Genomic DNA, 20,749 nt, shown 5'->3' with positions numbered 1-20,749 from the left:
GTTGTTTTGTAAAGTAAAATTTCGGCTGGATCGTCAGCCTGACCACAACACCAATCGCACGGAAAATGAACATCATCAAACAGAAAGCGCTGCACTTGCTTGAAAATGCCTTTGGAAAGACGGGAACCGTGCTGGCCATACGGGCCTGGGAACCTGCTACTTTTTTTGAAGTGGACGTCCACTTCCCCGATATGGATATGAGCGGCTGGAAACGCGTCCAGCATATTAAAGTACGCGTCGGAGAGGGGATTTACCGCGATTATACCCCCGCCGGCTGGGATGAGGATATCCGCACCTGCACCCTGTATATCCACGCCGAACAGGACGGTCCCGGCGCGCAATGGATACGTACGCTCCGCACGGGCGACCGCATTACGTACGTCGGCGTGGGTGCGACCATGCACAGGCCCACGCACGCGGGGGAAATGGTCGTTTTGGGCGATATGAGCAGTATCGGGCATTACCTGGCGTTGCAGCAGCTGGCCGGTACGCGCAAGATCAGCGGCGCCATTACGATCGCCCACGAGAACCACCGCGAGGAGTTTAAAGAATATTTCAACTGGAATATTCAGCCGGTAAAGAAGAACGGTGACGGCGGGCTGCATTCGATGCTCAAATGGACCAACGACAGGCCGCTGGCCAATTCGAACATCTATATTTCCGGGCATATCCCTACCTGTATCCGGTTGCGCAAGGAGCTCAAAAAGCGGGAAGATTCGCCGCTGGGGATTCAGGTGCAGGGCTTCTGGTCTTAGTTAATCGAAAATACCGTTCATAGCCGTGAGGATCACGGGTTTGCCGTCGGTAACGATGATCGTGTGCTCGTGCTGCGCCACATAACCGCCGCGCGAGCCCACGAGCGTCCAGCCGTCACGTTCGGTAGCGGTGCTTGAAGAGACGGTTGAAATGAACGTTTCGATCGCCACGACGCTGTTTTTGCGGAAACGCGTCGTATTGTAGCGATCATAGTAATTGAGAATTTCATGCGGCTCCTCGTGCAGGCTGCGGCCCACACCGTGGCCGGCCAGGTTTTTAATAACCTTATAGCCCGACTTTTTGGCTTCTGTTTCAATCAGCCGGCCGATTTCGGAAATCTTTACACCGCCTTTAATCTGGCTGAGCGCCTTGTTCAGGATGCGTTTCGAAGCATTCACCAGCTTATTGTGGCCATGAATATCCTCACCCAATACAAATGATCCGCCATTATCGGACCAGAAGCCATTCAGTTCGGCGGAAACGTCGATGTTTATCAAATCACCTTCCTGCAAAACTTTCGTCTCGGACGGTACGCCGTGCGCGACTTCGTTGTTGACACTAATGCAGGTCCAGCCCGGAAAGCCGTACGTCAGTTTAGGTGCCGACTTGGCGCCTAAGCTGTTCAGCATTTCGCCCCCGAAATCGTCGAGTTCCCTGGCCGTCATACCGGGCTTCGCATGCTCACGCATCGCGCGTAAAGTGGTGGCTACCGCGCGGCTGGCTTCCTGCATGCCGGTTAGTTCGGATTCTTTTGAAATTGACATGGTTGAGTATACCGGTTACTTCACAATATTTTCCTTCGCTATTTCTTCATAAACCCCATCCCACAACGCAATGCGCCTTTCCAGTGAGACGATAGTTGCTTTTTCAGCTTCCTGCCAGAATGCCTCGTTGTCGCCGCAGAGATTGGCTGTCATTTGCAGGGCGAGGTGGCTGTGGTGGTCGCCGTCGACTTCGATATGCCTTTCAAGGTAGTATTTAAAAATGGAAATACTGTCGGGGAAATTGCGGTGGATGTCTTCGATAATCGACATGAACATGCCGGGAATGAGGTCCTCGCGCCCGAAGGTAAAAGTAGCGGCTTGCAGGTAATCTTTGCCGGAGCCGATCGTATCGAATGTGAAACGAACGAATTCGCGGGCTTTTTCCGGTGTACCTGCCGCATCGAATGCCTTTTCAAAATCGCCCGTTTCGCGCAGTACTTCGATAAACTTCCCGATTTCGGTGGTATCGGCACCGCATTGCGCCATGGCGTCGAGGTAGAGCTCGAAATGGCTTTTGAAATTCCCTTCTACATCGACGTCTGACTCTTCGCCGGCCACGATTTCGTTGATAAGGTTGCGCGTTTCGCCGTCTCCGGTCGGAAACCAGGGTACGGACGTGCAGGTGAGGCTGTTTTGAAGCGATTTGAGCAACGACATAAAATCCCAGACCGCGTACACATGGTATTTTGTGAATACTTTGAGGTCTTCGATGTCATTGATAACCGAATAAACTTTGTGCTGGATGATCTGTTGCCGGAGCGGCTCAATGTTCTGCTGGATTCTGGTAATGTAGTTGTTCATTATTTGCATAGTTCTTTTTTCTCAACCGTTGTTTGAGAAGGTTTGTTCGAATTTTTGCAAATAAATAGAACCGGGTACAGCTGGTTTGCCGCGAGTTATTGAAAGCAGGATGCAAGCGAACCAAGGGCGCCTGCATCCTGCTTTTGGCCTATTTTTCCTGCTGCGGCGAATATTTGACGAGATCGATACCAATCCCGTTCGGATCGGAGATCGCGAAATGCCTGTCGCCCCAGGGTTCGTCGCGAAGCTCGATTTGGATTGTTACCCCTTTGTCTTTCAGTTCTTTATAAAGTTTGTCGACATCTTCCACTTCAATGGTCAGGTACATGCCCTGCCCCTGGAAAGCCTTGTGAAATAATGGCTGCTGCGAAGGGTGGTCGGGCAGCAGGAAGCTGAGTTCAGATGCGCCGCCGGGCGTGTGCAGCAGCAGGTAGAACTCGTTTTCGAATGTGACGCCGAAGCCCAGTTTCTGGGTGTAAAATGCTTTGGTTTCAGCGAGTTTGGAAGTGACGATGCCTGCGTTCAGTTTCATTTTGTGTCTGGTTAGCGTTGATGGATTGGTTTGGGAGAATGCATTCGCGCAAATGCACGCCAATGCGAAAAGTGTGATGAGCCGTTTCATAATGCCGTCCGTTTTGTTGATAGTACAAATTTCGGCCGGGGCTGTGAGCCAGGATTGTAAAAAACGGACAAAATCACCTTCCGAACGCTTTGCCGGGCGTCACACCGTAAAGGTTTTTAAATTCTTTGATGAAATGGGCCTGGTCGTAATAGCCGTTATCGTAAAACAACTTGTTTTCGCGGAGGCTTTGCTGCGAAGGTTTTGCCCGGAGGATATTCTGGAAGCGTACCACCTGGCTGAACGTCTTGGCCGAGTCGCCGACGTAATATTCGAAAAGCCGGCGAAGCTGTCGTGGGCTGAGGCCGGTATCGAGGTCCTTTTCGACATTCAGCACGCCGAAGTTCCGTAGGATTGCCGCCAATGCGCCATAGAAGCGGGGATCGTGGTTGAAATCGATGCCTGCAACGAAATCCAGGAAGTAGCCGTCGAACCGGCGTTTTATTTCCGGAGCAGATAATCCCGGTTCGAACGTTGAGGCAATGAATTGCGCCGTTTCGGGGATTACAACTTGCAGATTTTCAAAACGATTGCTCAATTCCGCCGCATTGATTTTGAAGATTTGTGGGAACATCGTGGGTAAAAACCGTACACCCACATAGTCGAAATTATTTTCAAGCGGAAACTCCGTGTATTTTTTGCAAAAACCCATGACAAAATTTTCGACAGGGTTATTCAGCTCGAAAAAGATATCGATACAGCCATCGGCGACGACGCGGTAAATGAAAGGCTCGTCCAGCGGTTCCGTCGTCCGCAATTGCCAATAGCAGTAAATAAAGCGCTGCAAGGCCATATCCGGAAGGAATTCCTGGTAGGTAACGCACGCCGCCGATTGTTTGACCGTCGGCTGGACCGGCATATACAGTCCGCGGATATCTGGGGTTTTATACATCGTGTTCCCACCGTTTGAAAACTTGCCGAAGGACGTTAACTAGCTGATCTGGCACAAGTTTTGAAATGTGTTAAATATGTATTTACTTGTAAATCAATATCTTCTCTCGTTTGTCTGCTGTGTCTTGCAAACCGGGCGCGCAGGCTCTGACCGAAATTTTGCGTTTAGCCCCGAATCGTTCAATTTAACACATATGCATGTATGAGCAAAGCACTCGATAACCTCCGTTTGTATGCAGGCGTTTTAAAAAGAGTCGGATATACCCTCACGGTCGGCATGCTGAATTCCGGTTCCCGGGATGAGCTGCTGAAATTGTACAACAGTTATAACGGGCAGCAACCGTCCGGTGACAGCACGCCTGTCGACCCGTTTATCATTCCTAAAACCGATGTTTTCGAGCTTTTCGGTGGTGATTCGGCGGCCTATGAAGGCGTTTACGAATGTGGCTTCGGGCACACTACCGAGTTCGAGCTGAAAGTCATCAGTAACCTCGTCAAAAAGTGGAACCCCCGCCGCATCTTCGAGATCGGCACATTCGAGGGCCGCACTACATTGAATATGGCGCTGAACAGCGATACTGATACCGAGATCGTTACGCTTGACCTGCCCGCCGAAGAACTGGCTTCCACGAAAATGGAAATCGAAGAAGGGGAGGTGCGGTATGTCAAAAAAGAGGTGTCGGGTGGACGTTTTATCGGGCATCCCGCGGCATCGAAAATTCGGCAGGTGTTTGGCGACTCGGCCTCTTTCGACTTTGAAGAATACCGCAATTCCGTAGATGTGGCGTTTATCGATGGCTCGCACGCTTACGAGTACGTGCTCAATGACAGCGAGAAAGTGTTCACAATCATACGCAAAGGTGGCCTCATCATCTGGCACGACTACACCAATTGGCCGGGCGTATGGACGGCACTGAACGAGCTCTACGAGCGCGATGCGCGGTTCAGGGGTATACGGCATATTGGAGGCACCAGCATTGCGATACTGACGGTTTGATACGCCATTCGGAGCAATATCAATAGCGGCGAATCGCGACGTATATATGCTAGCGGTTCGCCAGCCGATCCCGTGTTTCCATCAATGCAAACCCGAGCAGATTGAGGCCCTCCCATTGCGCCGGATTATGTGCACGCGGGTCGTCGGCCGCCAGTCCGATTCCCCAAACGGGATCGACGGGGCTCGCTTCCACCAGGATTCTATCCGAGGTATTCAAAAGGTATAAACCGAGCCCGGGGTTTTGAGTGAATTTTTGAATGCTGCCCGTCAGAACGATGGATTGGCGGTGCATTACCCAGGTTTGTTCGTCAAAATTTTCAACCATCCTGCCCAGTGCCTTTGCTTCGCCTGGCGATGAACAGGCTATAATCCGTTCCCTCAGGACGTCGTTGCCAAACAGCCTTGCTTTTTCGGCCATCATCCAATGCTCGGCGGTGCGGTATACCACATCGCCGATGGTCATGGCCGACGGCCACCACTGGCTCAGACACGATTGGGTGACCTGGCCGTTTCGGGCGGGCTGATGCCCCCAGAAATGGAGGAATTTAATTTTGGGCTCCACTTCCCATCCCTTCAAGAGCCAGTCGAGGTCGTACTTCATCTTGCAAAATAAAAAAGATCCCTGGTGATGGCGGATTTTGGCTGTGAGAACGAAGGCATTATTTTTTAGGGCCTTCCTGAAAAAACGAACAACGCTATGAGCAACAGAACCTTAGTGGACGCCTATATCAAAGAACTGGAAGCGGAGTATACTTCGACCCGCAAATGCCTGGAACGCATTCCGGTGACATTATTTAGTTACAAACCGCATCCTACCTCGATGGAAATGGGCTACCTCACGCTATTGGTAGCGGAAATCCCCCTTTGGATAACTTTTATGATCGAACAGGGCGAAGTGGATTTTGCCACTTACAAACGTTTCGAATTTTCCACCAGCGAGGAATTGGTGGGCCATTTTGAGGAAGTTTTTAATGGTGCCAAAAAATCGCTGGAAGGAATTTCCGACGACGACCTCGATGCGCCATTCTATTTGAAACGTCAGGGCCAGGTACTATTTACCCAGCCCAAACGCGAGGGAATCGGTTCGACGATCAACCACTGGGTGCATCATCGCGGCCAGCTCACGGTTTACATGCGGCTGAACGAAATTGCGGTTCCATCCATTTACGGCCCCTCGGCAGACGACCGGACATTCTGATCAGCGCGGCGGGCCGAAACGGTCGAATTGTTCCTTTTTCAATTCTTCGAGGATTTCCTTCGTCGATTCGAAGGTCGTGTGCTGGTACGCGCGAAGGCCGAGGTTTTTGGCCATATTGGCAAACATAATGCGGTCGTCGAAATACACGCACTGGCTGGGTGTTGCCTGCGCGATGCCCATGGCCAATTCGAATATGCGCGGGTCGGGCTTACGCATTTTCACCTCGCACGACGAAATGAAGGCATCGAAGCAGGTATGCAGCTTAAATTTCTGGACGCGGTAATCGTTCAGCTCTTTTCCTTCATTATTGATGGAAATGATGCGGAAACCGCAGTCCTTCTTCCATTCTTTGAGCCATGCAAGCATGCCGGGCAATTCCACCGACTGCGCATACATGAATTCCTTGAAGTCTTCCCGGACGAAATCGCGCGGATGATTGAAAATTACCGTGTCGAGATACTGATCGAGATTCACGCTCCCGATCTCGTAGACATTGAAAATAAAGTTATGGAGCTGGTCCATCTCCTTGTAATTAAGCCCGAATTTCTCCGCCGCCAGAATGCGGGATTCGTGGCCCCACCCGTTGCTTAGGAGGACGCCACCAATGTCGAAAAAGAGGATTTTGAGATCGCTGATCTGCATAATAGGTAGAAAGTGTAAAGGTTCGGCGGTAAATATAACGAATGGCGCGAACGTAGACGTTCGCGCTTACTATTCGCAGGCCTCCGGCCGGTCAATACGCCTGGATGATACTGACCGGCCAGAGGCCTGCGAATAGTAAGTTTGAAGGTGCACCTTCAAACCAGCTTCGCCAGCATCTAACTTAATTTCAGCTTAGTATCAGGATTGGCGCTGCTGTAAATATAATGTTGCGGCTCCGCCACAATCCCAGCTTTCACAGGATTGTACAAGATATAGTTAGATTTTTGCCTGATAAAATGATTTGATTCCAGACTAATGGGATGATTACGATGGATCCAGAACTGGAACTCACATTTTGGACTGGTACCCTTGGCAAAATACCTGAACATATAAAGCAACCATTCCCGCCGGCTTTCCCGCTTGTTTTTCTGAATGAGCCGGATAATTTCCTTGGCGGTAAAACTCTTAAAATCCTTGATAATTTTGCTCACATCGCCATCTTTCGCCGAACATATCATATGGATGTGATTGGTCATGATTACGAATTCATACACTTGCAGGCCCTTGTAATCAATGCAATAGTTGAGATTTTTGATGATCTCATCGGCATAGCGTTTACGGCTGAAAACATCTATCCAACCAACGACTGTCATGGTGACGAAGAACAAGCCACCTTTGAAGAATCTGTACTTTTCAGACATAGCTTTTTCCTCTTGATACGAAGTGTTGCTGAAAAGGTAACACAATGTAGTACTGTGCTAAGGAGGCGCTGGCACGAACGTAGACGTTCGTGCTTACTATTCGCAGGCCTCCGGCCGGTCAATACGCCTGGATGGTACTGACCGGCCGGAGGCCTGCGAATAGTAAGTTTGAAGGTGCACCTTCAAACCAGTGCGCATTAAATTACCGTCTTCCTCCGTGAAATCCACCACCCCGGCTAAATCCACCGCCACCACCATTAAATGTCCGGCCTCCAAATGAGCCATAGGAACGGGAAGGGGCACTGTACGAATTACTCCGCGGCACGGGACGATAGCTTTGCGAAGAACGGGAAGCTGAGCGCATTGCCTGACCTCTATCGAACAAATAAGAGCGTGTGCCGACCGACGGATTGAAATGTCTCGCAGCTGAACCGATAAAGGCGGTTCTGGGCGAATAGCCATAATGCCGTGGGGCGATCGTGCGGTAGTAGTGGTCGTATTGGCGGTACAGGTGTGGATAGTACCGGTAGGCGCCGCCGAAGAACCATCTCGAAAAGCCCAGTGAAGGCATTGCATATACCATCGGATAGCCGCCGAGTCCGAAATAGAAGCCGGAACCATAGCCGTACAAACCGGGATACCACATCGGGGAGCCGTACCAATAAGGGTAGCCAAACCAGTAAGAATAAGGGCTGCCGTAGTTCACTACCTTGTCACCGGTGGGCGCGGGATAGCTGTAACCACCCTGAGACGCGTATTCCTGCGAGGCCTGACTAAGTTCCTGCATGGCCTGCGGATTTTGTTTCAATTCATCCTGGTAGGAGGCCAGCTCTTCCTTGTTTTGGGCTTCGACCTGGTCATGGATGGCCGCAAGGTCGTTGCGTACGTCGGCCGGGTTGTCTTTGAAACGCTCACCGAGGCGGGTTACGAGGTCGGAGTGATCGTTCAGGAGCGAAAGTACGTCGGGCATTTCTTCCAGGGTTCTGAATGCCTGCTGCGCGTCGGGGTTGAGCAGGGCGATCATGCTTTGGAAGGAGTTGCCGGCTTCTTCGTTGAGGTTATCGACTTTCACCAGGTCGTTGTGGTGGTTATTGTACAACTTCCAGGCGGCTTCTTTCAGCTCTGGAGTGGGATTCACATTCGCCAGCATTCCGTCGATCGCTTCGCGTGAAGTTTTGCGTGGCAGTGTCGCCAACCTGTGCATCAGTTCGGGGTAGCGGCTGACTTCGTAAAACCAGCTTTGTTTCTTTTGAGGGTAATTCTGAATGATTTGCTGAAAACCTGTGCTGCTTTTCTCCCGGATACCGGCCAGTTTGCCGAGCACGTCGGGGTATTGGGTAGCTACGAGAATATCATTGCGGACGCCGTCGTCGTACGGTGCAATGGCTTTAAGCAGGCTCTGGTCAGTGACAATGTTTTGTTGCGCGTTACTAACCATTTGATCATCCTGGCCGTAACCGGTAAGGCTGGCGGCGGAGAGCAGAATAGTGGCAAACAAATGAAGCGGTTTCATGGTATTAAGCTGTTAAAATTGAATAGCTTCTTTGACTTTTGATGATACCAAGGTACCCTGCGATTCTGTTGAAATATTGAAGATTCGGGCGTTAATGAAAAACATTATCCCCGTGCGGGAAAGTTTTTCATTAGTTTTTTAACACCCTTATTGATTTGTTTTTCAAGCCGGTTCGGATTGCTCACGTCTCCCGAAATCGCTTTTTGCCAGATAATATCCCCGGTTTTGGTATCCACCACATCGAGGATCAAAGTACCGTCGGTGCCGGTGCTGGAATAGGGGTAACCTCCGAATCCGTATCCGCCGAAACCGCCGTAGTAGGGATATCCCCAGCCGAAACGGCCCCAGCCCATCATCGGGTACGCCCCGAACGGATAGCCCCCGCCACCGTAGTAGTTCTTACGCACGCGTTGTGTGTACGTGTGGAATTGCAGGAGCAGGTCGGGGTGTTGGGTATTTCGCATAAGGCCCCGGCTTTCCAATGCCTTGTCGAAGGCGTTCTGAATGCGGTGGCGCGAAAACGAACTGGCGTACATCGGGTTCTGGTTGGTTTTCATGTCTGGGACAATCCAGTTGTAAGTCAATGCCTTGCCGGAAGTGGGCTGTTGGGGACTTTGCGCGAGCACCATACTGCCCAGCACAGTCAGCATTCCCAACAAAATCAGGTTCTTTTTCATTTGAATGGGTCATTTTAAAAGGCCTTCCGGGAAACGCATTTTCCAGGTGCTTAACCCGGAAGGCCGGGGTTTACTATAAGCCGATGGCAAAATATTGGGTTTCATCGTTGCCGGGATAAAGCCCTTCGATCATCACCCCGCCTTTTTTGCCTTGCAGCATTTTCACTGCTTCACGGGCATTGGCAACCGGTGTTTTATCGATTTTAGTTATTACAAAACCTTCTTCCATATCGGTACCCTGGCGGATTTTGCCTGCATTAATCGAGGTTACCTGCGCGCCGGAACCGATTCCGTACTCTTTTTTCTGCTGATTGGTCAGGTCTTTCAACTCGATGCCCAGTTGCTCCATGACGGCGGACGACGAGCGGTCGGCTACGGAAGGTTCCGAAATGCCCTTCAACGTAACGGTTACCACTTTTTCAACGCCATCGCGGTTCACATTCACGGACACTTTGTCGGATGGTTTGTGCTGGGCGATGGCTTCCTGCAATTGCGGTACGCTGGTAATGGCATGGCCGTCGATTTGGGTGATCACATCGCCGATTTTGATGCCGGCCTCTTTCGCGGCACTTTCATCCGCAAAATTCTCTACGCGTACGCCTTCATCCACTTTCAGGTCAAACGATTTGACTTTCGCCGCATCTACTTCGCTGATGCCTACACCCAGGTACCCACGTTGCACGGAACCGAATTTGGAAATATCTTCCACCACTTTGTGGGCAATGCTCGAAGGGACCGCGAACGAATAACCGGCAAACGAGCCTGTTTGACTGGCAATGGCGGTATTGATACCGATCAGGTTACCATTCAAATCCACCAATGCACCGCCGGAGTTGCCGGGGTTCACCGCCGCGTCGGTTTGAATGAAGGATTCGATCGGCGCCTTCGCATTCTCGCCGAGGATGTTAATGCTGCGTCCTTTCGCGCTCACAATGCCCGCAGTAACGGTCGAGGTCAGATTGTAAGGGTTACCAACTGCCAGTACCCATTGCCCCACCTGTACATTCTCGGAGTTGCCGAAGGACAATGCGGGCAGATTTTTCGCATCGATCTTGATCAATGCGATGTCGGTATTCGGGTCGCTGCCGATCACTTTCGCCTTGTAAGTATGCTTGTCGGCGAGGGTCACTTCCAGTGTTTCGGCGCCCTGGATCACGTGGTTGTTGGTCACGATGTAGCCGTCGGGATTGATGATCACGCCCGAGCCGGTAGCTTGCGGTTTCTCCATTTTGCCTTCGGGTGCCTGTTGACCAAACGGGCTGCGACCGCCGAAGAAATCCCTGAACTCTTCCGGTATCTGCATTTGACTGACGGTACGCTCAGGTTTCAAGGTCGATTTAATGTGTACCACGGCTGCGGTGGCTTTTTTGGAAGCGAAGGAAAAGTCGGCGGGGATCATCGCCGCCGGGCCGGCGGTAGCTTCCGCGCCGGTCGTTACCGCGCCTGACTTACCGTCCAGCCGGGCTTTCATAAACGGGGTCGCATTATTTACCCAGGTCGAAATGGTATCGGGTTTGCCAAAATGTTCGTACGTAGCGTAGGAGGTTCCGCCCAGTAATGCGGATGCGAGGGCTACTGTTGCTATTTTTCTGAAACTACGGGTTGTTGTCATCGCTATTAAATTGATTAAGTGTTGTTCAAATTTCAGTAGCGATCCTGTGGCAATTCTGTGTGAATTCTGAAGACAATTTGTAGTTGCAATTTTTTTTGAAATACATAAAAAAAGGAGAGTCAGAAACCCTCCCTTTATTCACTACTAGCCATGAAAAATTTTGATATCGTTACCAGGTCACCGTGAGAATGTGCCACGGACCGTCGGTTTCGTAAGTGAGCGTTTGCCCGTTCACCTGACAGATCGTTTTGGCCAATGCGAGCCCTAACCCGAGCGAGGCCGAATGCGTGCCTTCTTTCCGGAACCGTTCGAACATCAGCTCCGGGTCGATATGGATCGGCGCCCCGGTGTTGCGCACGACCAGCTTGCCCGCATTGAGCATAATATCAATCGTTCCCCCATTTACGTTGTACCGTATCGCATTGGTCAGCAAATTATTGACCAGTACTTCCGCCAATGCCGGGTGCATTACCGGTCCCGTTGGTTCGATGTCCGTTTTGACGGTAATCTCCCGCTGCTCGATCAAATCTTCCAGATCGCGGAGTTTCCGGTTGATGATCGGTACCAGGCTGATCGGTTCGGTTCCCGCCAAAAACTGCCGGTTTTCAATCTTGGTAAGCAATAATAATGCCTGGTTCAGCTTGGCAAGCCGGTTGGCCGCTTCGCTGATTTCCGATAGTGCCACCAGTTGCGACTCTTTCAGGCTCTCATCCTGAAACAGCCCTTCAATTTTGGATAAAATCACCGCCAGGGGCGTCTGTATTTCATGCGAGGCATTCTCGGTAAATTCTTTCAGGTTCTGGTAAGTTGCGGCAAGGCGGTCCGTAAATTGTGTCACCGACTGGTTCAACTGCTCAAATTCGACGGTATGCTGTTTGGGAAAAGTAAGTACCTCGTGTTTCTCGACCTCGTACGAATCCAAAGCACGCAAAGTCTTGTAAAACGGCCGCCAGAGCCGGCGGGAAAGCCAGCTGTTCAGCACAAGCAGGGATACCAGGAGTAATGCCACAATGAACGTCACGGTCATTACTACTGCTTCCAGTAACTGCTTTCGCTGGGCTAGTAACTTGCTGATTGTCACCCGGTACCAGCCTCCTTCGACGCGTTCGTAGAAGATCAGTTGCCGGTAGGGCTGGTATTCGTTTTCAAACTCGTTGAACAACTTACGCTCCACCAGCACCATTTGCCCCGGATAGCGTACCTGATCGAGTTGCAGGCTGTCGCCGAGTTGCAGGATGTACACGGGCAGTTCGTCGATATGCCGCAACTGCCAGCTTACCTTCGACTTGCTGCGCATCAGCTCTTTGTTCACTTCCCTGTCTATCAGGTAATCGACTGAAAAATAGAACAATATGGCGCCCAGGGTGAGCACGCACAACGAGGTGATAATCTGGTATTTGAGAATGCGTTCCAGCAGTTTCATTGCTCGCTGAATTTATAGCCGACGCCGTAAATGGATTTCAGGTAATCGGGGCAGCCCTTGTCCATGAGCTTCTTTCGCAGGTTTTTAATGTGTGTGTATATAAAATCAAAATTGTCCATTAAATCCGCATCGTCGCCCCAGAGGTGCTCGGCGATGGATTCCTTGGTCAGCACGCGGTTTTTGTTGGCGATCAGGTACACGAGCAGGTCGTATTCCTTGCGCGTGAGCACAATTTCCTGCTGATCTACGAGTACCAAATGCTCCTGCGGATCGATCTGGATTTTCCCGAAACGTATTTGCTGGCTGCCCTGAAAGCTTCGCCTGCGTATGACAGCCTGCACGCGCGCATTGAGCTCCGAAAGGTGGAATGGCTTGGTCAGGTAATCGTCCGAGCCGAGGTTCAGGCCGGTAATGCGGTCGTCGAGCGAGTTTTTGGCTGAAATAATGATGATACCCGTCTCCGGGAAGGTCCGTTTCAGCTCCCGAACGGCGTCCAGACCATCGCCATCGGGCAGCATCAAATCCACCAGCACGCAATCGTACCGGTAAATATTGATCTTCTCCACGGCCGTCCGGTAATCCGCCGCCCATTCGCAAATGAAGTTTTCGCGCTGAAAATAGTTTTGTATGCTGGTAGCCAGCGCTTTTTCGTCTTCAATGAGCAGCAGTTTCATAGCAGTGATGTTTGTGCAAATGAAACTACAAATTTTGGAGGAAATCTGAAGTCGACATTCATGGAATGCGGGGCATTCCATGCGGGGAGGGCTACTTAACTGTCCGTTTGGCCCAATTGAAAATGGTGGAATACACTTCGTCGCGGACGGGCTGCTTGGAAAGGATCAGGTCGTGCATACCGCCCTGAACGGCCTGGATGCTGTATTGACCTACAATATTCTGGCCTTGGCGGGCAATATCCTCGACATTCAGCACAGCATCGCCGGTGAAGAAAAGGTCGCTCCATTTTTTCTCGTCGATGGATTTGGCCGCATGCAGCACCAGCACCGGTTTATTGATGGTAACGCCTTGTGCAAGTCGTTCCTGCGCATGATACACCGCGCGTATCCACCCGAGATTGACAGGCGGCGCGATAAACGGCTTCAAACCAAGACTGTACGACCATTCCCCGTGGGCGGTAATGTGCAAACTTTCACCATAAAGCGGATTAATACCCAGGTCGAAGTTGGTTTCGGGGTGTTTTTCGGCTCTTTTTAGCAGCAGGGGTAAAGCAGTTTTTTTAAGGCCGGATTTGATATTCAAAGCAAACATCGGGCTGTTAAGCAACACCGCGTCGAACTTCTCCTTGCCCGCGCGCTCGCTTGCATACAGCGAGATGATCAGCCCGCCCAGCGAATGCCCGCTCAAAAGCACCTTTTCATTACCCTCGCCCTTGATTACCGCGAGGGCTGTGTCGAGGTCGGCATAATATTCCGAAAGGTCGCGGACGTTGTTGAACTTCTGATGACTGAGCCACGAGCGCCCATATTTCCGCAGATCGATGGCGTAAAAGTTGAAACCTTCTTTAATGTACCGCTCGGCCATTTCCTCCTGGAAGAAATAGTCGTTGAAGCCGTGCACGTAAAGTACCGCTTTGGCACTTTTTTCGGGTGTTGTTTTTCGAATAAGGGTGCAGGTAACGCTGCCTTCGTAGTCGGAAGCCTGGACGATCGTCGCTTGTTTGAAGCCCTTGCCTATCAGATCCGCAAAATAGGTCACCTGCGCATTGGCGGCGCCGGCGGAAAACAGGATGAGGAACGTTAGCAGGAGGCTGTTTTTCATGGAAGCGGGTAAAAATCAGGCGTAAATATAATGCTGTAAGGCTAGACGGCAAGTTCTGCGCCCTAATGGAATTGCGGCAATGCTGCGGTGCTATTCGATTTTTTTCAATTCGGCGCCGCGGTCGGGTTGGAGGTTTACTTTGCCAAACTCCGCGTTGGTATTGTTTTCAATGGTGAAGCCTTTGGCAAAGTCGACTTCGATGGTAACCGCATCGGCAGTGAAACTGAAAATGTGCCCGCCCGACTTGTGGTCGTCCGCCAGATAATGCAAATGGAACCCTGGCACATTGGTACGAGCCAGGTAGGGCGGTAGCAGGAAGCCGGCGCAAACGCCTTTGGTGTTTTTCAATTCAAAAACAACCTGGTTGTGTTTCAGGTGCTCGGGTAACGAAGTGTACGGCTTGCCAGCCGGCTTTTCGGCGCGGGTGGTCATGGTCGGGAAAGCGGCGGAAATCCTTAATGCGTAAATGCCGTTCGGATTCAGGATGTGTTTGAGCTGTTCCTGTACTTTTTCGTAAGTAAGCCCCGGGCCATTCAAATGGATCACCGTATCGGCTTGGAAGAATTTCACAAATGCGGCGGAAGTGCTGTCGGAATCGGGGACTTCCTTCACCGAGCCGTCATAGCTGATTTTGTAAACATGCCCTTTGTCGACCAGCAACTCACCGTCGACCCTGTTGAATGTGCCTACCCCGAAATCGCCTTTCTTTTTGAGTTGCCCGATCGTCAGGTCACCGTCGAAAACACCGGCCATCAGCGCGTCGATGATCGAATACTGGTACATAAAATCCTGTTCGGGTGCTGTTGTGTGGCGTTTTCTGGCGGATTGCGCGAAGCTGTCAGTTGCGAAAAAGCCGATTGCAAATCCAGCCACGAGGCAATGGAAGATGATCTTGGGAAATGCGGAAAGACGAACCATGAGCGGAAAGGGTTTGGCAAATGGTTACAAATGACGGCATACGGGCGAATCTTTGCAAAGCGCGCGGTGACATTCTATTCAAAGGCATTATAGCATCTGACCGGGGATAATTAGGAGAATAGGAGGGAAAGCGGGGCGGTAGTTGACATTGCGGTAAAAAAAGATCAATTTAAAAACAGCTAATATTCCTTTACCAATCACCAATTACTCCAGAAAATGAAAAGGTTTTTACTCCTGTTACTCGTTCCCGCGCTTACGCATGCGCAACTCGCATCGCCCGTGATGTCCGACAAGGCCAAAAAGATCCACGCCGCGGCACTCACCATCGACACCCACGCCGATGTTCCTATAAACATGATGAAGCCCGGCTTCGACGTAGCCGTGGAGCACGATTTTGAAAAAGAGCGCTCACAGATCGATTTCCCCCGCATGATCCGGGGCGGAATGGACGGGATGTTTTTCGCCGTCTACCTCGGGCAGGGTAAGCGCACAGAAGCCGCAAATGCGGAAGCCAAGAAGAAGGCACTGGCGATTTTTGACAAAATCCACGAGGCTGTGAAGGCCAATCCGCAGACCTGTGGACTGGCCACCACTTCCAAAGATGCCTACCTTTTACAAAAAGAAGGCAAACGCTCCGTTTTTATCGGTATGGAAAATGGCTGGCCGGTTGGGAAGGACATCACAAATCTGAAACTCTATTATGACCTCGGCCTGCGCTACATTACCCTTTCGCATTCGCTGAACAACGACATTTGCGACTCTTCGACAGACGGCGACGGCCCGGAATTCAACGGACTGAGCGCATTTGGGGAAGAGGTGGTAAAGGAAATGAACCGTTTGGGTATTATGGTCGACATTTCGCACGTTTCCGACTCCACTTTCTACGATGTGATCAAACTCACGAAAACGCCTGTGATCGCTTCGCATTCGTCGTGCCGCGCATTGTGCGATGTGCCGCGTAACATGACCGACGACATGATCAAAACGCTGGCCAAAAACGGCGGTGTGATCCAGATCAACTTTGTGCCCGGCTTTGTGAAAAAGCCTTCCGAGCCGCACGAAATGTCGTTGAAAGCATTGCGCCTTAAAATCCGCCAGACCGACTTTTCGGACGCGGATAAGAAAGCCCTGCGTGATGAAATGAAGGCGATCAATGAAAAGTACAAATCGGATATGCCTACGGTGCAGGACGCGGTGAACCACATCGAGCACGTGATCAAACTTACGAGCGTGGATCACGTCGGCATTGGCATGGATATGGATGGGGGAGGCGAAGTCGTGGGTTTGCAGGACGTTAGCCAGATCGGTGCGATCACCGAGGAACTGGTTAAAAGAGGCTATTCTGCGAAGGATATCGAAAAAATATGGGGCGGCAACATCATGCGCGTTCTGGATCAGGTAGAAAAGGCCGCAGGCAACATCTGATTTGTCTTCAAGTGGCGCCCGGGACGTTACCTAGGGGACAAAAAATATATACATTTTAATAAATAGTTTAATAAAATTGTAAATCTTACGTCCTCGAACAGATTACACATTTTAATTGAAGAGTAACAAATGGCTAAGTCAACCGAAAAGAAAAAAGCAAACGCAACCGTCGATCCTGCCGAGGATGCCGGCACTTCTGTGGCGGCCCAGTCGGTGAATGCGGTGGAAACCATTAGCCGTTTTACAGACTTCGACATACACTTGTTCCGTCAGGGCAAGCATTTCAAGCTTTATGAGAAGCTGGGTTCGCATGTGATGGAGGTCAATGGGGTGGTAGGGACCTATTTTGCAGTGTGGGCACCCAATGCGACCTACCTGTCGGTGATCGGGAATTTCAACGGCTGGAACCACGGCACGCATTCGCTGGCGCCGCGCTGGGATAGCTCCGGGATCTGGGAGGGCTGGATACCTAATGTCGGGGTAGGAGAAGTTTACAAATACTACATTATTTCGCAAGACGGGCAGCACCTCGAAAAATCGGACCCGTTCGCGCTCTGGTGCGAGGTGGCTCCGCGCACGGCTTCCATCGTTTGGGATACCTGGTACGAGTGGAATGACGCCGAGTGGATGAAAGTGCGCAGGGAAAAGAACAAGCTGAATGCGCCGACTTCGGTGTACGAGGTGCATTTGGGCTCCTGGCAGCGCGACCCATCCGATCCGGAAAGGCACCTTACCTATAAGGAAATCGCCGAAAGCCTCGTGCCTTACGTGAAGGAAATGGGCTTCACGCACGTGGAACTGATGCCGGTTATGGAGCACCCTTACGCGCCGTCGTGGGGGTACCAGATTACGGGCTATTTCTCGTGCTCGTCGCGTATGGGTACGCCGCAGGAGTTGATGTACCTCGTAGACCAGTTGCACCAGGCGGGTATCGGCGTGTATGTGGACTGGGTCCCTTCGCACTTCCCCGGCGATGCGCACGGGCTTTTCCGCTTCGACGGCACGGCATTGTACGAGCACGAAGACCCTCGCAAAGGCTATCATCCCGATTGGAAGAGCTATATTTTCAATTATGGAAGAAACGAAGTACGGTCGTTTCTGATCAGTAATGCTATTTTCTGGCTGGACCGCTATCACTGCGACGGCCTGCGTGTGGATGCCGTGGCGTCGATGCTGTACCTCGATTATTCACGCAAACATGGCGAATGGATACCGAACGAGTTTGGCGGGCGCGAGAACCTGGAAGCGATTTCCCTGTTGCGTGAAATGAATGTCGCCGTTTATACCGAGTTTCCGGATGTTCAGACGATTGCCGAAGAATCAACCGCATTCCCGGGCGTATCGCGCCCTGTATTTGTGGGCGGATTAGGTTTTGGTATGAAATGGATGATGGGCTGGATGAACGATACTTTGAAGTATTTTGAGAAAGACCCGGCGTTCCGGAAATGGCACCAGGATCAGCTCACTTTCAGTTTGGTATATGCATTCTCGGAGAATTTCATGCTGCCTTTCTCGCATGACGAGGTCGTTTACGGCAAGAAATCGCTCATTAACAAAATGCCCGGCGACGAATGGCAGAAGTTCGCGAATCTGCGCCTGATGTTCACGTACATGTTCACGCACCCGGGTACGAAGCTGATGTTCATGGGCGGCGAGTTCGGGCAAACCTCCGAATGGAATTTCCAGCAGAGCCTCGACTGGCATTTATTGGAACACGCGCCGCACAAAGGCGTCCGCGAATGCGTGATTGCACTCAACAAACTGTACAAGGAAGAGCCTGCATTGTTCGACTACTCATTCTCGCACGACGGTTTCGAGTGGATCGATACGCAGGACCGCGAAAATTCAGTGCTTGTGTACGCCCGCAAATCAACTGATCCAGAGCGCAATGTGATCGTCGCGCTGAACCTGACGCCGGTTCCCCGGAAAAGCTATCGGGTGGGCGTGATCTCGGAAGGAAGCTGGCAGGAGATATTCAATTCGGACGCGGAAAAATTCGGCGGCAGCGGGATCATCAACTACGAGCCCGTCACCGCGGAAAGCCACCAATGGCACGGGAAAGCGCATTCGTTGATCCTCGACCTGCCTCCGCTCGGAGCAGTAGTACTTAGAAAGGCGGCCAAAAAGCGGAAATAATGGAGGGAAGCAACGGTGAAGTGGCTGATGAGTGTCTACCGTTTACTTAATTCGCAGATGATCTTGAGGCAGAGGCTGGGGTCTCTGCCTTATTTTTTTACCTTTGCCGATCCAAACATCACGATCAGATGAAAGCCATTCGATTCATAGTACTTTTTGTTTTTTTAAGTTTATCAAAAGCTTTTTCCCAGGATATTTCCCGCGTTACTTCCGGCATCGACCTCGGCCTGGGCTATCAGGACAAGGTTTGGGTGCCTTCCGTCACATACCATCAGGAGTTGAGTCTCGCGAACTTTCCGTGGTTCAGGATAGGATGGGGTGTGCGTGGCTGGGGCTATTACGCAGGTCGCACGGACATGCTACCCAAGACCAGTGCCCTCAATTCGGATACGCTCAAATTTGGCAAGATTTCTGCCAATGGCGCCAGCTTCGTGTTCGGGGCCAATTTAAGGGTTTGGAAATTTGATATCGGTGCCAATACGGACCTTTTCGGTCTCGCATTCGGTCTAAAACGCAATGCATTGTACGCAGGCGGTAAGCTGTACGACGAAGGCAGCGTGCACTACAATGCTTACCTGAAAAGCGCTCCGGCGACATTGAACGCTTTACCGCTTTTTATGGACAAACAAAACGGGCAGTCGGAAGCCTATGTCCGCTTCTGGATTACGGATCAGATCGGCCTGAAAGTCGCGTACGTACACGGGCGCGTCACCTACGCGTCGCCTGAAAAGCTTATCAACGGTCAGACCCGCTATTCGACCACTTACGGCGTTCCCTACGTGGCACTGTCGTTTCCGTTGTACAACTAGTAATCACCATACTCACTTATGGCAGAGAATCTCACCGATTCGCATAAATACAACCTTTGGAAAAACCGGCTGGTCGCCAACGGCCTGGACATCCATCGGGTAGACGAACTTTACACCCGCCGCAATGGTCACGGCGAAGTGCTGTTCTCGCTCCTTTACACCGACGCTACCACGCCGGAAGGCAATAAAATCCCGCCGATCTGCTTCCTCAAAGGCGAAGTCGTGAGTGTACTCGTATGCTTCATCGATGTCGAAACAAGGGAAAAATACCTGCTCCTCGTACAGCAACGCCGCATTTGCGACGGTTCCATGACCTACGAACACCCCGCGGGCATGCTCGACAGCGAAAGCGACGCGGCCTCCGTGGCCGCCCGTGAAGTTTTCGAAGAAACCGGCATCGCTGTCGACAAATCCCGGCTGATCAGCGTCAACAGCGAGCCATTTTACCCCTCCACCGGCACGAGCGACGAAGCGATGTACATGTTTTACTGCGAGCTGGAACTCTCCTCGGAAGCTATCCAGTCGTACCACAACACTGTGCAAGGCCTGCTTTCCGACCACGAATACATCAAGACCTTCGTGGTACCATTCCAGGAAGGGCACAAGCTGATCACGAACGTAAACGGGGTATTACTGGACTATCTCTACCTGAAAAGCGTGGGCGACTGGGAGTTGCTGAAAAAGTTATGATTTTCGGGGGAGAAATTTGAAAACAAATCGGGCGTGATTTGCTCGAAATTCAAAATAGGAGCTATATTTGCACCCCGTTACCGGCCGAAAGCCAACGAATGCTCCCGTAGTTCAATGGATAGAATAATGGTTTCCGGTACCATCGATAGGGGTTCGAATCCCTTCGGGAGCACCCTAAGGGACAAGTCGTTTTTAAACGCACTTGTCCCTTTTTTTTGTGTCCTTAACTTGCTCGTTATCTGATAGATAAGATCAATCCCTTCGTTCAGTCGAGCGGTTCGATGTTCCATTCCGTCAAAAGTCAAATTTTCGGGGAAGATCGAACCAATTATCTGTCTTTTTTCTTCTAAGGTGCCTGATTTATAAAGCTTTGAGAGGTGTTCGAGTCCCGTGAGGATATG

At 51.2% G+C, this 20,749-nt stretch carries 21 protein-coding genes and 1 tRNA gene; 8 read left to right on the top strand and 14 right to left on the bottom strand.

The window, feature by feature from the left end; translation table 11 throughout:
• The first annotated feature begins 65 nt into the window (after positions 1-65).
• Positions 66-755: a hypothetical protein gene (locus BMW93_RS25275; RefSeq protein ID WP_090382944.1), complete on the top strand. Its 690-nt coding sequence runs from the start codon at positions 66-68 to the stop codon at positions 753-755.
• On the opposite strand, the gene map is transcribed toward BMW93_RS25275, so the two are convergent.
• The 4 genes from map to BMW93_RS25255 all read right to left on the bottom strand — a co-directional run bounded on the left by map (position 756) and on the right by BMW93_RS25255 (position 3,832).
• Positions 756-1,520: a type I methionyl aminopeptidase gene (gene map, locus BMW93_RS25270; protein ID WP_090382940.1), complete on the bottom strand. Its 765-nt coding sequence runs from the start codon at positions 1,518-1,520 to the stop codon at positions 756-758.
• A gap of 15 nt (positions 1,521-1,535) precedes the next feature.
• Positions 1,536-2,321, bottom strand: coding sequence for a DUF3050 domain-containing protein (locus BMW93_RS25265; protein ID WP_090382936.1), 786 nt, complete (start codon positions 2,319-2,321; stop codon positions 1,536-1,538).
• A gap of 148 nt (positions 2,322-2,469) precedes the next feature.
• Positions 2,470-2,943 (bottom strand): VOC family protein, encoded by a 474-nt coding sequence (locus BMW93_RS25260; RefSeq protein ID WP_218147736.1) that lies wholly within the window; start codon positions 2,941-2,943, stop codon positions 2,470-2,472.
• A 73-nt stretch (positions 2,944-3,016) separates the two neighbouring features.
• Entirely contained in the window at positions 3,017-3,832 is an 816-nt protein-coding gene (locus BMW93_RS25255) for a helix-turn-helix domain-containing protein (protein ID WP_090382933.1), read from the bottom strand.
• 201 nt (positions 3,833-4,033) lie between these two features.
• On the opposite strand from BMW93_RS25255, the gene BMW93_RS25250 reads away from it, so the two are divergent.
• A complete protein-coding gene (locus BMW93_RS25250; RefSeq protein WP_090382932.1) occupies positions 4,034-4,828 on the top strand; it encodes a class I SAM-dependent methyltransferase in 795 nt (264 codons plus the stop codon).
• A gap of 49 nt (positions 4,829-4,877) precedes the next feature.
• Here the strand turns inward: BMW93_RS25250 and BMW93_RS25245 are convergent, their stop codons facing one another.
• Positions 4,878-5,429, bottom strand: a complete 552-nt coding sequence (locus tag BMW93_RS25245) for an NADAR family protein (RefSeq protein WP_090382929.1) — start codon at positions 5,427-5,429, stop codon at positions 4,878-4,880.
• A 96-nt stretch (positions 5,430-5,525) separates the two neighbouring features.
• On the opposite strand from BMW93_RS25245, the gene BMW93_RS25240 reads away from it, so the two are divergent.
• On the top strand, positions 5,526-6,026 hold the full coding sequence (locus BMW93_RS25240; protein WP_090382927.1) for a DinB family protein: 501 nt from the start codon (positions 5,526-5,528) through the stop codon (positions 6,024-6,026).
• On the opposite strand, the gene BMW93_RS25235 is transcribed toward BMW93_RS25240, so the two are convergent.
• From BMW93_RS25235 to budA, 9 genes are all read right to left on the bottom strand, one after another.
• Entirely contained in the window at positions 6,027-6,668 is a 642-nt protein-coding gene (locus BMW93_RS25235; RefSeq protein ID WP_090382924.1) for an HAD family hydrolase, read from the bottom strand.
• Positions 6,669-6,844: 176 nt separating this feature from the next.
• Entirely contained in the window at positions 6,845-7,414 is a 570-nt protein-coding gene (locus tag BMW93_RS25230; protein ID WP_229240795.1) for an REP-associated tyrosine transposase, read from the bottom strand.
• A gap of 157 nt (positions 7,415-7,571) precedes the next feature.
• Positions 7,572-8,882 (bottom strand): hypothetical protein, encoded by a 1,311-nt coding sequence (locus BMW93_RS25225; RefSeq protein WP_090382919.1) that lies wholly within the window; start codon positions 8,880-8,882, stop codon positions 7,572-7,574.
• Positions 8,883-8,986: 104 nt separating this feature from the next.
• Positions 8,987-9,559: a DUF4136 domain-containing protein gene (locus BMW93_RS25220; RefSeq protein ID WP_090382917.1), complete on the bottom strand. Its 573-nt coding sequence runs from the start codon at positions 9,557-9,559 to the stop codon at positions 8,987-8,989.
• A 73-nt stretch (positions 9,560-9,632) separates the two neighbouring features.
• Entirely contained in the window at positions 9,633-11,171 is a 1,539-nt protein-coding gene (locus BMW93_RS25215) for a Do family serine endopeptidase (protein ID WP_229240793.1), read from the bottom strand.
• Between the two features lie 169 nt (positions 11,172-11,340).
• Positions 11,341-12,594: a HAMP domain-containing sensor histidine kinase gene (locus BMW93_RS25210; protein WP_090382914.1), complete on the bottom strand. Its 1,254-nt coding sequence runs from the start codon at positions 12,592-12,594 to the stop codon at positions 11,341-11,343.
• Entirely contained in the window at positions 12,591-13,268 is a 678-nt protein-coding gene (locus tag BMW93_RS25205; RefSeq protein ID WP_090382912.1) for a response regulator transcription factor, read from the bottom strand. The genes BMW93_RS25210 and BMW93_RS25205 overlap by 4 nt, the downstream gene beginning before the upstream one ends.
• A gap of 91 nt (positions 13,269-13,359) precedes the next feature.
• Positions 13,360-14,370: an alpha/beta hydrolase gene (locus tag BMW93_RS25200; RefSeq protein WP_090382909.1), complete on the bottom strand. Its 1,011-nt coding sequence runs from the start codon at positions 14,368-14,370 to the stop codon at positions 13,360-13,362.
• Between the two features lie 90 nt (positions 14,371-14,460).
• Positions 14,461-15,288, bottom strand: coding sequence for an acetolactate decarboxylase (gene budA / locus BMW93_RS25195; RefSeq protein WP_090382906.1), 828 nt, complete (start codon positions 15,286-15,288; stop codon positions 14,461-14,463).
• A 216-nt stretch (positions 15,289-15,504) separates the two neighbouring features.
• Between budA and BMW93_RS25190 the strand changes: the two genes are divergently transcribed.
• The 5 genes from BMW93_RS25190 to BMW93_RS25170 all read left to right on the top strand — a co-directional run bounded on the left by BMW93_RS25190 (position 15,505) and on the right by BMW93_RS25170 (position 20,520).
• On the top strand, positions 15,505-16,713 hold the full coding sequence (locus BMW93_RS25190; RefSeq protein WP_090382903.1) for a dipeptidase: 1,209 nt from the start codon (positions 15,505-15,507) through the stop codon (positions 16,711-16,713).
• Between the two features lie 129 nt (positions 16,714-16,842).
• The gene (gene glgB / locus BMW93_RS25185; RefSeq protein ID WP_090382900.1) at positions 16,843-18,849 is read left to right on the top strand and encodes a 1,4-alpha-glucan branching protein GlgB; all 2,007 of its coding nucleotides are present in this window, start codon (positions 16,843-16,845) and stop codon (positions 18,847-18,849) included.
• Positions 18,850-18,977: 128 nt separating this feature from the next.
• Positions 18,978-19,658: a hypothetical protein gene (locus BMW93_RS25180; RefSeq protein WP_090382897.1), complete on the top strand. Its 681-nt coding sequence runs from the start codon at positions 18,978-18,980 to the stop codon at positions 19,656-19,658.
• Between the two features lie 18 nt (positions 19,659-19,676).
• Positions 19,677-20,348 (top strand): NUDIX hydrolase, encoded by a 672-nt coding sequence (locus tag BMW93_RS25175; protein ID WP_090382895.1) that lies wholly within the window; start codon positions 19,677-19,679, stop codon positions 20,346-20,348.
• Positions 20,349-20,448: 100 nt separating this feature from the next.
• Positions 20,449-20,520: transfer RNA gene (locus BMW93_RS25170), tRNA-Arg, on the top strand.
• The last annotated feature ends 229 nt before the right edge of the window (positions 20,521-20,749 follow it).

The sequence above is a fragment of the Dyadobacter sp. SG02 genome (genome assembly GCF_900109045.1).
In the GTDB taxonomy this organism is placed as follows: Bacteria; Bacteroidota; Bacteroidia; order Cytophagales; family Spirosomataceae; genus Dyadobacter.
Note: the sequence above shows the minus strand (reverse complement) of the source record. Positions and strands in the feature narration are given on the sequence as shown.

What these genes read in the sequence shown, in the direction of transcription:
- BMW93_RS25260 (WP_218147736.1), bottom strand. Translation starts at nt 2,943, where the DNA reads ATGAAACGGCTCATCACACTTTTCGCATTGGCGTGCATTTGCGCGAAT.
- BMW93_RS25250 (WP_090382932.1), top strand. Translation starts at nt 4,034, where the DNA reads ATGAGCAAAGCACTCGATAACCTCCGTTTGTATGCAGGCGTTTTAAAA.
- BMW93_RS25220 (WP_090382917.1), bottom strand. Translation starts at nt 9,559, where the DNA reads ATGAAAAAGAACCTGATTTTGTTGGGAATGCTGACTGTGCTGGGCAGT.
- BMW93_RS25210 (WP_090382914.1), bottom strand. Translation starts at nt 12,594, where the DNA reads ATGAAACTGCTGGAACGCATTCTCAAATACCAGATTATCACCTCGTTG.
- BMW93_RS25200 (WP_090382909.1), bottom strand. Translation starts at nt 14,370, where the DNA reads ATGAAAAACAGCCTCCTGCTAACGTTCCTCATCCTGTTTTCCGCCGGC.
- glgB (WP_090382900.1), top strand. Translation starts at nt 16,843, where the DNA reads ATGGCTAAGTCAACCGAAAAGAAAAAAGCAAACGCAACCGTCGATCCT.
- BMW93_RS25215 (WP_229240793.1), bottom strand. Translation starts at nt 11,171, where the DNA reads ATGACAACAACCCGTAGTTTCAGAAAAATAGCAACAGTAGCCCTCGCA.
- BMW93_RS25175 (WP_090382895.1), top strand. Translation starts at nt 19,677, where the DNA reads ATGGCAGAGAATCTCACCGATTCGCATAAATACAACCTTTGGAAAAAC.
- budA (WP_090382906.1), bottom strand. Translation starts at nt 15,288, where the DNA reads ATGGTTCGTCTTTCCGCATTTCCCAAGATCATCTTCCATTGCCTCGTG.
- BMW93_RS25190 (WP_090382903.1), top strand. Translation starts at nt 15,505, where the DNA reads ATGAAAAGGTTTTTACTCCTGTTACTCGTTCCCGCGCTTACGCATGCG.
- BMW93_RS25205 (WP_090382912.1), bottom strand. Translation starts at nt 13,268, where the DNA reads ATGAAACTGCTGCTCATTGAAGACGAAAAAGCGCTGGCTACCAGCATA.
- BMW93_RS25275 (WP_090382944.1), top strand. Translation starts at nt 66, where the DNA reads ATGAACATCATCAAACAGAAAGCGCTGCACTTGCTTGAAAATGCCTTT.
- map (WP_090382940.1), bottom strand. Translation starts at nt 1,520, where the DNA reads ATGTCAATTTCAAAAGAATCCGAACTAACCGGCATGCAGGAAGCCAGC.
- BMW93_RS25180 (WP_090382897.1), top strand. Translation starts at nt 18,978, where the DNA reads ATGAAAGCCATTCGATTCATAGTACTTTTTGTTTTTTTAAGTTTATCA.
- BMW93_RS25245 (WP_090382929.1), bottom strand. Translation starts at nt 5,429, where the DNA reads ATGAAGTACGACCTCGACTGGCTCTTGAAGGGATGGGAAGTGGAGCCC.
- BMW93_RS25235 (WP_090382924.1), bottom strand. Translation starts at nt 6,668, where the DNA reads ATGCAGATCAGCGATCTCAAAATCCTCTTTTTCGACATTGGTGGCGTC.
- BMW93_RS25255 (WP_090382933.1), bottom strand. Translation starts at nt 3,832, where the DNA reads ATGTATAAAACCCCAGATATCCGCGGACTGTATATGCCGGTCCAGCCG.
- BMW93_RS25265 (WP_090382936.1), bottom strand. Translation starts at nt 2,321, where the DNA reads ATGAACAACTACATTACCAGAATCCAGCAGAACATTGAGCCGCTCCGG.
- BMW93_RS25240 (WP_090382927.1), top strand. Translation starts at nt 5,526, where the DNA reads ATGAGCAACAGAACCTTAGTGGACGCCTATATCAAAGAACTGGAAGCG.
- BMW93_RS25225 (WP_090382919.1), bottom strand. Translation starts at nt 8,882, where the DNA reads ATGAAACCGCTTCATTTGTTTGCCACTATTCTGCTCTCCGCCGCCAGC.